At 67.4% G+C, this 11896-nt stretch carries 15 protein-coding genes; 3 read left to right on the forward strand and 12 right to left on the reverse strand.

The annotated features are described in order from the left end of the window. Window positions 1-19: 19 nt before the first annotated feature. The 10 genes from folB to HCX50_RS19460 form a co-directional block, all read right to left on the reverse strand. Window positions 20-415 (reverse strand): dihydroneopterin aldolase, encoded by a 396-nt coding sequence (gene folB, locus HCX50_RS19415; RefSeq protein WP_091035749.1) that lies wholly within the window; start codon window positions 413-415, stop codon window positions 20-22. A gap of 43 nt (window positions 416-458) precedes the next feature. Beyond that, window positions 459-1268 carry a dihydropteroate synthase gene (gene folP, locus HCX50_RS19420; protein WP_167635440.1) on the reverse strand — a complete coding sequence of 270 codons (810 nt, stop codon included), beginning with the start codon at window positions 1266-1268 and terminating at the stop codon, window positions 459-461. Further along, on the reverse strand, window positions 1268-1873 hold the full coding sequence (folE, locus tag HCX50_RS19425; RefSeq protein WP_167635441.1) for a GTP cyclohydrolase I: 606 nt from the start codon (window positions 1871-1873) through the stop codon (window positions 1268-1270). Before folE ends, folP begins: the two co-directional genes overlap by 1 nt. Before the next feature lies 1 nt (window position 1874). After that, the gene (ftsH, locus tag HCX50_RS19430) at window positions 1875-3875 is read right to left on the reverse strand and encodes an ATP-dependent zinc metalloprotease FtsH (protein ID WP_167635442.1); all 2001 of its coding nucleotides are present in this window, start codon (window positions 3873-3875) and stop codon (window positions 1875-1877) included. A gap of 71 nt (window positions 3876-3946) precedes the next feature. Continuing rightward, on the reverse strand, window positions 3947-4498 hold the full coding sequence (hpt, locus tag HCX50_RS19435) for a hypoxanthine phosphoribosyltransferase (RefSeq protein WP_029262844.1): 552 nt from the start codon (window positions 4496-4498) through the stop codon (window positions 3947-3949). 55 nt (window positions 4499-4553) lie between these two features. Next, a complete protein-coding gene (locus tag HCX50_RS19440) occupies window positions 4554-5006 on the reverse strand; it encodes a hypothetical protein (RefSeq protein WP_167635443.1) in 453 nt (150 codons plus the stop codon). Between the two features lie 148 nt (window positions 5007-5154). Further along, window positions 5155-5655 (reverse strand): hypothetical protein, encoded by a 501-nt coding sequence (locus tag HCX50_RS19445; protein ID WP_167635444.1) that lies wholly within the window; start codon window positions 5653-5655, stop codon window positions 5155-5157. A 29-nt stretch (window positions 5656-5684) separates the two neighbouring features. After that, window positions 5685-6128, reverse strand: a complete 444-nt coding sequence (locus HCX50_RS19450; RefSeq protein ID WP_136025628.1) for a hypothetical protein — start codon at window positions 6126-6128, stop codon at window positions 5685-5687. Window positions 6129-6190: 62 nt separating this feature from the next. Further along, window positions 6191-8086: an alpha/beta hydrolase gene (locus HCX50_RS19455; RefSeq protein WP_029262848.1), complete on the reverse strand. Its 1896-nt coding sequence runs from the start codon at window positions 8084-8086 to the stop codon at window positions 6191-6193. Further along, entirely contained in the window at window positions 8083-8352 is a 270-nt protein-coding gene (locus HCX50_RS19460; protein WP_029262849.1) for a hypothetical protein, read from the reverse strand. Before HCX50_RS19460 ends, HCX50_RS19455 begins: the two co-directional genes overlap by 4 nt. A gap of 138 nt (window positions 8353-8490) precedes the next feature. On the opposite strand from HCX50_RS19460, the gene HCX50_RS19465 reads away from it, so the two are divergent. Beyond that, window positions 8491-9087 (forward strand): DUF937 domain-containing protein, encoded by a 597-nt coding sequence (locus HCX50_RS19465; protein ID WP_167635445.1) that lies wholly within the window; start codon window positions 8491-8493, stop codon window positions 9085-9087. A gap of 53 nt (window positions 9088-9140) precedes the next feature. Here HCX50_RS19465 and tilS read toward each other — a convergent pair whose 3' ends face one another. Next, complete coding sequence (gene tilS / locus HCX50_RS19470; protein WP_167635446.1) at window positions 9141-10142, reverse strand: tRNA lysidine(34) synthetase TilS; 1002 nt, start codon at window positions 10140-10142, stop codon at window positions 9141-9143. A gap of 64 nt (window positions 10143-10206) precedes the next feature. Here tilS and HCX50_RS19475 point away from each other — a divergent pair, with 64 nt between their 5' ends. Together HCX50_RS19475 and HCX50_RS19480 are read left to right on the forward strand one after the other, a co-directional pair. Beyond that, window positions 10207-10854 carry a TMEM175 family protein gene (locus tag HCX50_RS19475; protein ID WP_167635447.1) on the forward strand — a complete coding sequence of 216 codons (648 nt, stop codon included), beginning with the start codon at window positions 10207-10209 and terminating at the stop codon, window positions 10852-10854. A gap of 40 nt (window positions 10855-10894) precedes the next feature. Further along, entirely contained in the window at window positions 10895-11386 is a 492-nt protein-coding gene (locus HCX50_RS19480) for an inorganic diphosphatase (RefSeq protein ID WP_046014122.1), read from the forward strand. A gap of 80 nt (window positions 11387-11466) precedes the next feature. Here HCX50_RS19480 and HCX50_RS19485 read toward each other — a convergent pair. Then, window positions 11467-11896: M23 family metallopeptidase (locus tag HCX50_RS19485; protein WP_167635448.1), on the reverse strand; the 430-nt coding region annotated here is incomplete at its 5' end.

The raw sequence follows: 11896 nt of genomic DNA on the forward strand, positions 1-11896 counted from the left end.
GCCCTCGCGAGGTCCCGGCTCATATCGTGATGTCCTCGAGCGCCTGCGGCGGGCGGCTGCGGTTCACGGTGACCGCCACGTCGGCGAAGTTCAGTGCGATCGGAGCGTGCGGCTTGTGCACGGTCACCGTCACGTTCTGCACTCGCTCGTCTTCGAGGGCCACCGAGGCGATGCGCTCCGCGAGCGTCTCGATCAGGTTCACCGGTTCGCCCGCGACGACCGCCGCCACTTTCTCGGCGAGGTCCCCGTAGTGCACGGTGTCGGCCACCTCGTCGGAGGCCGCGGCCTGCTCGAGCGACAACCGCAGGCGTAGGTCGACGGTGAACTCCTGGCCGTCTTCACGCTCGTGCGGGTAGACGCCGTGGTGTCCGAAGACGGTCAGACCGGAGAGAACGATCTCATCGAGGAAATCCATACCTCTAGCGTACGGGGGCCCACCCCCTCGGCCGGGTGGGAATTCAGCCTGCCCAGGCGTGGGCGATCGCGAGTGCATCGCGGGTGCCGGCCACATCGTGCACGCGCACGGCCCACACCCCGGCGCGGGCAGCCAGAGCACTCGTGACGGCCGTCGCGAGATCGCGGCGGGATTCGGAGACCTCGTCTTCCGCCCCGGCCTCCCGACGCAGCGCCTCCGCCAGGAAGCGTTTGCGCGAGGTGCCGATGAGCACGCGAGGCCCCAGAGCGATGATCTCGTCGAGTCCGCGCAGCACGTCCCAGTTCTGCGCGCCGGCTTTCGCGAACCCGATACCCGGGTCGAGGATCAGCCGAGACGGCGCGATTCCGGATGCCGCGGCCTCGCCCATGCGCTCCTGCAGCTCTCCCGCCACCTCGCGCGCGACGCGACGGTACTCGGCGTTCGCATACATGTCGGAGGAGAATCCACGCCAGTGGCCGATCGCGTAGTCGGCCCCGGATTCCGCGACGGCTGCCCGCATCTCGGGGTCCGCGAGCCCTCCGGAGACGTCGTTCACGATGCGCGCGCCCGCCCGCACTGCCGCCGCCGCGGTGGCCGCATTGAGTGTGTCGATGCTGACGGGCACGCCCGCCGCCGCCAGCTGTTCGATCACCGGGATCACTCGCTGCTGCTCGATGTCGGTGCCGACGCGTTCGGCGCCGGGCCTGGTCGACTCGCCGCCGACGTCGAGCACCGCTGCGCCTTCGGCGCGCAGTCGCAGACCGTGGGCGACCGCCCGATCGACGTCGAGGTAGCGACCGCCATCGCTGAACGAGTCGGGGGTCACGTTGACGATGCCCCAGATCGTCGTCATCAGCGCGCTGCTCCGGAACCCGCCGATGCGCCGATCAGCGTGATCAACTCGGCCCTGGCGACGGCATCCGTGTACTCCCCGCGGGCCGCGATCGTGAGGGTGGACGCCTCGCTCTGCCGTCCGCCACGCATCGTGACGCAGCCGTGGGAGGCATCGAGTACGACGAGGACTCCCCGGGTGTCGAGGTGCTCCGCGATCGTGTCGGCGATCTGCTCACCGAGACGCTCCTGCACCTGCGGACGTGCGGCGAGGATCTCGACCACGCGCACGAGCGCCCCGAGACCGACGACCTGCTCGCCCGGAAGGTATGCGATGTGGGCGTGTCCCGCGAAAGGCAGCAGGTGGTGCTCGCACACGGAGCGGAAGCGGATATCGCGCAGCAGCACGGCCCCGGAAGGCAGCGTGTCCGGTGCGGGTCCGCGCGAGACGCTGATGGTGCGGGCAAGAGGCTCGGCGGCATCCACTCCGACTCCCGCGAAGAACTCGGAGTACAGCTCGGCCATGCGCGACGGCGTCTGCTTCAGCCCCGGTCGATCAGGATCTTCGCCGATGGCCTCGAGCAGCTCACGGGTGAGTCGCTCGACACGGTGCCTGTCGACGGTCACGTCACGCCGTCGCGGGTCGCGGGTTCCCGGCTCCCGCCGAGCCCTGCTGCGCACGGGGTGCGGTGGTGGGCGCCTCCACGGATGCCGCGAGCGAGACGTCCTTCTTCGGCACCTCGATCGGGGGCCGCTCCGACACCGGACGGTCTTCGCTCGACAGCCACAGCGGGCGCTCCGGAAGCTTCTTCACCTCGGTGAAGATCTCGGCGATCTGGTGGTGGTCGAGGGTCTCCTCCTCGAGGAGCGCCAGGGCGAGCTTGTCGAGGATGTCGCGGTTGGCGCTGATGACCTCGTAGGCCTCGTTGTGCGCCTGCTCGATGAGCGCGCGCACTTCGGCATCCACCCGCTCGGCGACCCGCTCGGAGTACTCACGACCGCGGCCCATGTCACGACCGGCAAAGGGTTCGCCGCCCTCGCTGCCGAGCTTGACCGGACCCACCTGTGTGGTCATGCCGTACTCGAGCACCATCTTGCGGGCGATGGAGGTCGCCTTCTCGATGTCGTTCGATGCACCGGTGGTGGGGTCGTGGAAGATGATCTCCTCCGCGACGCGACCGCCCATGGCGTAGGTCAGCTGGTCCTGGAGCTCGTTGCGGGTGATCGAGTACTTGTCGTCCAGCGGCAGCACCATCGTGTATCCGAGGGCCTTGCCGCGGGGCAGGATCGTGATCTTGGTGACCGGGTCGGTGTAGTTCATCGCCGCCGCCGCGAGGGCGTGTCCACCCTCGTGGTACGCGGTGATCAGCTTCTCCTTGTCGCGCATCACACGGGTGCGGCGCTGCGGTCCGGCGATCACGCGGTCGATGGCCTCGTCGAGGGCGCGGTTGTCGACCAGCTGCGCGTTCGAGCGGGCGGTGAGCAGCGCGGCCTCGTTGAGGACGTTGGCCAGGTCTGCACCGGTGAACCCGGGGGTCTTGCGGGCGACGACTTCGAGGTCGACGTTCTTCGAGAGCGGCTTGCCCTTGCTGTGCACCTCGAGGATCCGCTGGCGGCCCTTGAGGTCAGGGGCGTCGACCCCGATCTGGCGGTCGAAGCGGCCGGGGCGCAGCAGCGCCGGGTCGAGGATGTCGGGGCGGTTGGTCGCGGCGATCACGATGACGTTCGCGTTCGGGTCGAAGCCGTCCATCTCGACCAGCATCTGGTTGAGGGTCTGCTCGCGCTCGTCGTTTCCGCCGCCCATGCCGGCACCGCGGTGGCGGCCGACGGCGTCGATCTCGTCGATGAAGATGATGGCGGGGGCGTTCTCCTTGGCCTGGCCGAAGAGGTCGCGCACACGGGAGGCACCGACACCGACGAACATCTCGACGAAGTCCGATCCGGAGATCGAGTAGAACGGGGCGCCTGCCTCGCCGGCGACGGCGCGGGCGAGGAGCGTCTTGCCGGTTCCGGGAGGGCCGTACAGGAGCACGCCCTTCGGGATGCGGGCGCCGATGGCCTGGAACTTCGCGGGATCCTGCAGGAACTCCTTGATCTCGTGGAGCTCTTCGATGGCCTCGTCGGCACCGGCGACGTCGGCGAAGGTGACGGTCGGCGTCTCCTTGTTGACGAGCTTGGCCTTGGACTTGCCGAACTGCATGACCTTGCCGCCGCCGCCCTGCATCGACGACAGCAGCCACCAGAACAGGAGGCCCAGCAGCACGAGCGGGAGGAGGAGCGAGAGGAAGCCGTCGAACCAGGTCGCACGCGGCACGGCGTCGTTGAAGCCGTCCTTCGGAGCGGCTTCGTTGATCGCGGTGACCACCTCGTCGGCGCGGGCGTCGACGTAGTAGAACTGCACGTTCTCGGAGCCCTCGAACGCCTTGGACAGCGTCATGTCGACGCGCTGGTCGCCGTCGGTGTTGACGACCTCGGTGACCGTGGTGCCGGAGAGGAGCTTGAGCCCCTCCTGCGTCGTGATCTGCTTGGGCGCACCCAGATTCGAGATCAGCAGGAAGCCGCCGAACAGCAGCAGGCCGATCAGCGCGACGTAGATCAGCGGATTCCGGGTGAGCTTCTTCACATCCATGATCGGATCAGCGTATCGCGCGCGCCCTAGGGGGTCGCTGTACGTTCACCCACGGCGTAGCGTGCCGCGCGTCAGGAGTAGACGTGGGGGGCGAGCACCGCGACGTCGCGCAGGTTGCGGTAGCGCTCGTCGTAGTCGAGGCCGTATCCGACGACGAAGTCGGTGGGGATGTCGAAGCCGACGTACTTGCAGTCGATGTGGACCTTCGCGGCCTCGGGCTTGCGCAGCAGGGCGAGCACCTCGATCGACTCGGCGCCGCGGGATCCGAAGTTCTCGAGTAGCCAGCTGAGGGTCAGACCCGAGTCGATGATGTCCTCGACGATCAGGACGTGCTTGCCGTTGAGGTCGGTGTCGAGGTCTTTGCGGATCTGCACCACACCGCTCGACTTGGTGCTGGCGCCGTAGCTCGAGACCGCCATCCAGTCCATCGGGGCGTGGAACGGCAGAGCGCGGGCGAAGTCGGCCATGACCATGACGGCCCCCTTGAGCACGCCGACGAGGACCAGGTCCTTGCCCTCGTAGTCCTGGGCGACCTGCGTCGCCAGCTCATCGAGCTTGGCGAGGATCTCCTCCTCTGTGACGAGGATCTGAGCAAGGTCGTCCTGGATCTCCGCGGCGCGCATGGATCGATTTTAGGTGACGGAACCGGGTGCTCCGGTTCAGGGTTCTCCGTTGCGATCAGGAATGGATCTCGTCGTTGTCGCCGCGGGTGGTCTTCGGGCTGAGCACGCCGATCTCGATGGTCTCGTACTTGCCCTCCTCGGAGCGCACCCACGTTACCTCGACATACCAGTCGTCCTTACCGTAGGCGTCGGCGGTGCGTCGCCCCTCCGACGTCTCACGAGCGTCCGTGTGCTCCCACCCGTCTGCAAGTAGTTGCGCCGCGATCGCCTTCGCCGCCTCTTCAGACGCCCCGTCGCGCTGAACCGGCTCGACGTAGGTGTCGACCTGCCACCAGACAGAGTCCTCGGCAGACGGTTCGGCGGAGACCGGGTTCTGGAGCATCCGCCCTCGGGACTCCACATCGGGCGTCGTCGTCGGCGCGAGGTCCGCTGGGATCATCCCCACGATCTCCTCCGCCAGCACTTCCGCCTGCACCTGATACTCATCAAGGCGACTCTCGGCCGTCATCGCACACCCTCCCACGATGCATGCCGCAGCAAGCACCGCCAACGCACCCCAGAGACGCCTCATGCGTCAGGACGACAGCTCGTCGCTGTCGACGCGCACCATCTCCGGGCTCACCATGAGGACGCGCTGGCTCCCTGTTCGGCCTCGGTCAAGAGGAGATGTCATCATGGTCTCCGCGCACCGTCGTGGGGCTGACAACCGAGATGTCGAACCGTTCGACCTTGCCTGGTTCAGACTTCACCCACGCGATCTCCACGTACCAATCGTCCTGTCGGAAGCCGTCCGTGATCGTGCGGCCTTCGCCTGTCTCGCGGACGCGCTCCACCGTCCAACCATCCGACTTCATGGCCTCCGTGACGGCGGCAATCGCCTCAGCCGCTGCACCCTCCCACTCCGCAAGGCTGACGTAGGCCCGAGCCTGCCACCAGGCGGGATCGCCCGGACGTTTCTCGGCGGTGACACCGTTCTGCGGCGCCTGCCCCCGCGACTCCAGCTCAGTATCGAGCGCCGGCTCCAGGTGAACGGGGATGAGCTCGACGACACTCATCGCGAGCGTCTCACTCTCCGCCTTGTACTCGTCGAGTCGACTCTCCGGTGTCGGTGGCACCGCGCATCCTCCCAGAATCAGCACGCAGACGAGCGCGATCATCATTCCCGTCAGTCTTCGCACCGTTCGGCTCAGGAATGGATCTCGTCGTGATCGCCACGGATCGTGTCAGGGCTCACCACGAGGACCCTCAAGCTCTCGATCGTTTTCGGAGTAGAGCGTACCCATGCGACACGCACATACCATCCGTCCCGTCGGTACTCATCCGTCTTGTAGACCGGATCCGGGGAGCCCGACTCTTCAGCCTTCTTCCATCCGTCGTCAACGAGCGCGGTTTCGATTGCTGTGGCCGCGGTCTCGGACGCCGCAGGCTCGTCGAGCATGACCACCGAGGTCTTCACTTCCCACCAGGCGGGCGTTTGAGGGGTGTCTCCCATGCTCTGCGCCAGCCGCCCGGCGGAGGCACTATCCGGGGCTTCATCCGCAATCACTGCTGCGGGAATGGACTCCACGACCTGCTGCGAGATCGCCTCGCCTTCAGCTCGAAACTCATCCAACCGACTGTCAGCCGACACGGCACACCCTCCGATCAAGCCCACCGACGCGAGCAGTGCAACGATTCCCCACCATCTCCGCATCAGTCGATCCTCACATAGTGCGGCTCATAGTCCGAAGCATCGATCCCATCGATCGCAATGCTGGAGTACCCACCCGTGACGTACTCATTCGGAGCCCAACTGATCGCCTCGCCGCCGGTGATGACCTCGACGATGTTGTGAAACGCGGTCGACCGCGGATTGAGCACGGAGCTGTGACTCTCAATCCCATTCGGGAAGCCGTAGTCCTCGAGGTCGGCGCTATCGGGATCTGCATGGTCGATCCATCCAGTCTCCAGACGCGTAACGTCGTCGGCCAACAACGGGGACTGGCCGTGGATCGCATACCAATCGTCGTGATCACCCTGAATCATCCCCACCACGGCGTCGTTCCTAGCCATCATCGAGTAGTGCGGAACGCCGGATGTGTACGGGAAATCTTCGACGCCGGCCACCCCAGCCCCCATGCCGGCCGCAGAGACGTAGAGAATACGGTCGGCCTTCAAACCGGCCTGCTCCGCCAACCCCACGGTCGCGCCGCCGTAACTGTGTCCCATAACGGTGAGAGTGGAATCGGCCGGGCGTTCGATGCCCGCGACGAAATCGACCAGCTTCGGAGCGAGATCATGGGAGTACGAAGCATCCGTGGGGCCGGGGACTTCCAGCTGCGGAAAGCTACCGCCAGCCCATTGGAACACTGCGCTCCCCGGGCCGTTCGCATCGATAGCCGCGGAATAGAGACTTGCTCCGGTTCCGTGACCGAATTCACTGATTGTGGTCGTCGTTCCCGGCACGGAGACCGCCACGTTCTGCACCCAGACCGGGATGTCGCCGGTGACGGGGTCGATTGCTCCGTGATAGGTCGCAATGGCATTCGCATCAGCATTGAAGACGACGACCTGAGCTCCACTGTGCTTGTGTTCGCGGCCGGACTCGTCGTACCAGACTGGCTGCTCATCGAGCAGATCCTTCCACGCACCGATCGGCTCCCGCAGCTCGGCGATCTCGTCGCTCAGGCTCTTCCGTCGCTGGGCGCTCCAGTGGTTCCGCGCCGTCATCCCGTCGAGCTTCTCCTGGAGCCGGGCGATCTCGGCTTCCCTGCGCGCGATCTCGTCGCGGATGTTGGTGTGGTTCGCGGTGACCCGGTCACGGATCGGGATGCCGTTGAGGTTCCCGAGGATCATCGGGGATGCGGCAAGCAGCGCATCCCGCGTCGCCTGATCCATCGTGTTCCACGTCTCACGGATGATGTCCGGATCCCCGAGACCGGCCAGGGACTCGGCCGTGATCGCATTGACGTTCCCCGCCCACGCGAGGCTCGCCGCAGCGAACCCTGCACCGCCGACCTTCCCGCCCTGCGTGACGGCGGAGATGAGCGGTACGGCGGCGATCGCGTTCACCGCACGCCGGTCGATCTCCGCCCGCTCGTCGCCGAGCGCGTTGTACGACGCCCGCGCCGTGTAATAGTCGTCGATCGCATCCTGCCAGCGACGCAGGTAGCTCGGGTCGTCGACGTACATCCACGACGGCAGCACCGCGTCCCACGGCAGCGCCCAGCCCGTGACGAACTCGCTCGCCGCGCTCAACGCCTCGGCCCGGCGCACGAAGATGTGGTCGTACGCATTCTGCGCGGCACGCAGCCGACGCGCAGCATCGCTCTTCAGCCCCTCAAGGTCGGTCGCATACGCCGACACCGCCGTCGAGATGCCGTCGAGCCCCTCAGCCGCCTCGCCCATGCGCTGCGACAGGAGCACGATCCGTGCACCGAGGGCATCCGCGGCAGATGCCGTCATCGACGTGATGCTCGCCAGCGCCGCATCCGCATCGCCCTTGCGCTCTCGCGACGACGCCGCCCGCGTGGAGAACGTGGTCGCATACCCACTCACGGCGCCCGCATCACCGCGAGCCGGATCGTCGATCAGCCCCGGCAGATTCATTGCGCCGCCTGCTGCGCGAGCGCCTCGTCGTTGGCGGTGAAGGTCGATGCCACGGATGCCGCATCGGTCGCAGAGTTGGTCGCCGTCTGCGCGAGGGCCGACAGGATCTGCGTCACCAGCGACTCGGCCTCGCCCAGCGCACCTTCGACCGAAGACGACCCGGTGCCTCCGAACGACAGGCACGACGTGATGATCGGCGCGGCCCCCGCAGTGAGCCGTGCCTGCGCTGCATCGAGCGCTTCTTTCTGAACATCGAGATCGGTCACCGATGCCCCTTTCCCCCCGGACCCGTCTACCCTACGTCACGCGTCCGACGCCGCCGATGGGCGGATCTCCCCATGCCCAGCGATCCGCACTACTGTGAGCGGTGATGCGGGCGGACGCCCCGGACGGAAGGATTCACCATGGCTCTTGACGACATCCTCAAGCAGGTTCCGATCGACGACATCGCCGAGAAACTGGGTGTCTCGCGAGACGAGGCGAAGGTCGCTGTCGAGCAGGGCGGCGCCGTGCTGCTGGGCGGGCTCGCGAAGAACGCAGAGACCGACGAGGGCTCCGCGGCCATCCAGAACGCGCTGAAGAAGCACGAGGGCACGGCCGGCGCTTCGAAGGTCGACGACATCGATCAGGCCGACGGCGACAAGATCGTCGCGCACATCCTCGGCTCCAAGAAGACGGAGGTCACGAAGGAGCTCACCGAGTCGAAGGCGACTCCCGGCATCGACTTCGGCAAGCTCCTCCCGATCCTCGCCCCCATCGTGATGGGCCTCATCGCGAACGCGACGAAGGACAAGACTGCGAAGGCGGATGCCGGAGCCGAGAGCTCGGGCGGCGTCGGCGACGTCATCGGCGGGATCCTCGGCGGTGGCAACAGCGGCGGCTCGGCAGGCGGAATCGGCGACGTGATCGGCGGACTGCTCGGCGGTGGCAAGAGCGGCGGCTCCGGCGGAGGCATCGACCTCGGCGGCATCCTCGGCGGCCTCTTCGGCGGCAAGAAGTAGGACCTCACCCGACGCATCCGGTCGCGAGGCTCAGGCGCTTCGGCGGAGGGTCCTCAGCGACCGGATGCAGTGAACACGATGCGGCCGCCCTGGCGCACAGCCGCGCACCCGGGCAGGTCGATCGGCCCCTGACCGCGCCAATCGGTGACGAGCCGCGCGACCTCGATGGTCTGCGTCCTCGTGAGGCTCACCCCGAACTCGCTGTCGACGACGAGGCGGATGATGCGGTTGCGCAGTGCCGCGGGGTTGGCGGCGAGCGCCGCGACGCTCACTGAGATCCCCGCCTCCGCATGCTCGACGATGTCCTCGATCGTCTCGTGGATCATCTCGTCGAAGGCCTCAGCGTCCTCCCGAAGCTGCTCCGCGGTGCGGACGAGGGCCTCGGCGATGCCCGGACCGAGTTCAGCCTCGAGCACCGGCAGCACGCGCTCCCGCACCCGCACCCGCGCGTAACGGTCGTCGAAGTTGTGGGGGTCGTCCCAGACCTCGAGATCGGATGCCACGCAGAACGCCCGCGTCGTCTCCCGCCGCACGCCGAGTAGCGGACGGACCCAGCGGAGCCCGTCGTCGTCTTCCCGCGAGGGCGCCATGCCCTGCAGGCTGGTGGCGCCCGAGCCCCGCGCGAGCCCCAGGAGCACGGTCTCCGCCTGATCGTCGAGAGTGTGGCCGAGCAGCACGGCGGCCGCGCCTTCCGCACGTGCGATTCCGCCGAGTGCCGCGTAGCGGGCATCGCGAGCGGCGGCCTCGACCCCTGAGCCGGACGAGCTGTCGACCTCGACGCGGGTCTGCAGCGCGTCGTCGACTCCGATTCCCTCCGCCGCGACCGCCGCCGTGCCGGCGATGAGGGACGATCCCTCCTGCAGGTCGTGGTCGACGGTCAGGCTGAGCACTTCGATCCCCCGGCTGCGAGCCTCGAAGACGGTCGCGGCAGTGAGCGCGAGCGAGTCGGCGCCGCCCGAGAGCGCGACGATCACGGTCGACCCTTCGGGAAGGTCGACGAGCGCGGTGCGCACGGCCAGGCGGATCTCGGCGATGACGGGAGAGAGTGATGGCACGGTTCCACGGTAGGGCACGGTCACACTCCTGCGGGCGGCACGACCACGGGACTATCCTGACGCCGTGAACGATCACCCCCGCACGCAGCCGTTCCGGTCCGGACGGTTCAAGGCCTTCGCCGATGCCGTGGTGGCGATCGCCATGACGCTGCTCATCCTGCCCCTGATGGAGTCGGTGTCCGAGGCCGCATCCGACCATAAGAGCACGGCCGAGTTCTTCGACGAGCACTCGGGTCAGCTGCTGAGCTTCGGGCTGAGCTTCCTCCTGATCGCGACGTTCTGGATGGGACACCATCGCCAGTACCGGGACGTGGAGTTCGTGACCGGGCCCCTGCTGTGGATCAACGTCGCGTGGATGGCGACGATCGTGTGGCTCCCGGTTCCGACCGCGATGATCGGGCAGATGGACACCGACCCGCTGCAGGCCGTGGTGTACATCGGCACGCTGATCATGACGCAGGTGACCACCCTCGCCGGATGGCTCTACCTGGCGCGCCATCGCGACCTCGGCACCGTGTCGACCGAGACCATCCGCCTGGGGGCCATCGGCGATGTCGCCTCGATCGTCCTGTTCACCGCCGCACTCGCGATCGCCGTCGCGGCTTCGCCGAACGGATACACGGGGCTGTTCCTGCTGCTCCTGAGCGACCCGATGAGCCGTCTGCTGAATCGTCTCCTCCGAAAGCGCCGGAGCGAGCCGCAGGTAGGCTAGTCCGCGGCATCCAACCGAACTTTTCCTGAGGAGCACACGCATGGGCGCACACGACGCCGTCATCGAGATCCCGCGCGGCAGCCGCGTGAAGTACGAGGTCGACCACGAGACCGGACGAGTGCACCTCGACCGCGTCCTCTACACGACCTTCGGCTACCCGGCCGACTACGGCTACTTCGACAACACGCTCGGCGAGGACGGCGACCCGCTCGACGTGCTCGTGCTCCTCGACCACGCCATCTACCCGGGCGTCGTCGTCGAGGTCCGTCCCGTCGCCGTGCTGAAGATGAGCGATGAGGCCGGCGGGGACGACAAGCTCGTCGCCGTCCTGTCGAAGGACCCGCGCTGGGCACACATCCAGGACATCGACGACATCGCCGACTACACGAAGAAGGAGATCTCGCACTTCTTCGAGCACTACAAGGACCTCGAGCCCAACAAGTGGGTCAAGGTCGACGAGTGGGGGAACGCCGCCGAGGCGCAGCGCATCCTCGACGAGGCGATCGTCCGTTTCGGCGAGCAGGGTCACTGACTCGCTGAGTCGCCAGACACGAAAGACCCCCGGGCCGCAGAAGCGGCCCGGGGGTCTTTTCGGTTTCGGTGGGCCTGCGATCAGGCGGAGACGCCGTGCCGGGCCAGGAACTGCACCGGGTTGATGGCGTTGCCGCGGTCGTAGACCTCGAAGTGCAGGTGGCATCCGAACGAGCGACCCGTGTTGCCGGCGTAGGCGATGACCTGCCCGGAGCGGACCCACTGGCCGGACCTGACGATGATGCCGCCGTTGCGGATGTGTGCGTAGCCGGTGCCGATCCCGCCGCCGTGCTGGATACGGATGTAGTTGCCGTAGCCGCCGTTGTAGCCCGCGTAGTCGACGGTGCCGGACTGCGCGGCGTAGATCGCGGCGCCGCAGCCGTTCGCGAAGTCGGTGCCGTAGTGGAAGCTCGAGGAGCAGCCCTGCGGACCGCACTGCTGCGAGCGCGGACCGTAGCCCGAGCTCTTGCCCCCACCGTGCGGACGGCACCAGCCGCCGCTGCCCTGGGAT

The organism is Microbacterium sp. B19(2022), assembly GCF_012030385.1.
In the GTDB taxonomy this organism is placed as follows: domain Bacteria; phylum Actinomycetota; class Actinomycetes; order Actinomycetales; family Microbacteriaceae; genus Microbacterium; species Microbacterium oxydans_B.

Coding starts and splice junctions, on each gene's coding strand:
- ftsH (WP_167635442.1), bottom strand. CDS start 3,875: ATGGATGTGAAGAAGCTCACCCGGAATCCGCTGATCTACGTCGCGCTG.
- HCX50_RS19465 (WP_167635445.1), top strand. CDS start 8,491: ATGGCTCTTGACGACATCCTCAAGCAGGTTCCGATCGACGACATCGCC.
- HCX50_RS19445 (WP_167635444.1), bottom strand. CDS start 5,655: ATGATCGCGCTCGTCTGCGTGCTGATTCTGGGAGGATGCGCGGTGCCA.
- HCX50_RS19480 (WP_046014122.1), top strand. CDS start 10,895: ATGGGCGCACACGACGCCGTCATCGAGATCCCGCGCGGCAGCCGCGTG.
- HCX50_RS19440 (WP_167635443.1), bottom strand. CDS start 5,006: ATGACGGCCGAGAGTCGCCTTGATGAGTATCAGGTGCAGGCGGAAGTG.
- HCX50_RS19455 (WP_029262848.1), bottom strand. CDS start 8,086: ATGAATCTGCCGGGGCTGATCGACGATCCGGCTCGCGGTGATGCGGGC.
- folB (WP_091035749.1), bottom strand. CDS start 415: ATGGATTTCCTCGATGAGATCGTTCTCTCCGGTCTGACCGTCTTCGGA.
- folP (WP_167635440.1), bottom strand. CDS start 1,268: ATGACGACGATCTGGGGCATCGTCAACGTGACCCCCGACTCGTTCAGC.
- hpt (WP_029262844.1), bottom strand. CDS start 4,498: ATGCGCGCCGCGGAGATCCAGGACGACCTTGCTCAGATCCTCGTCACA.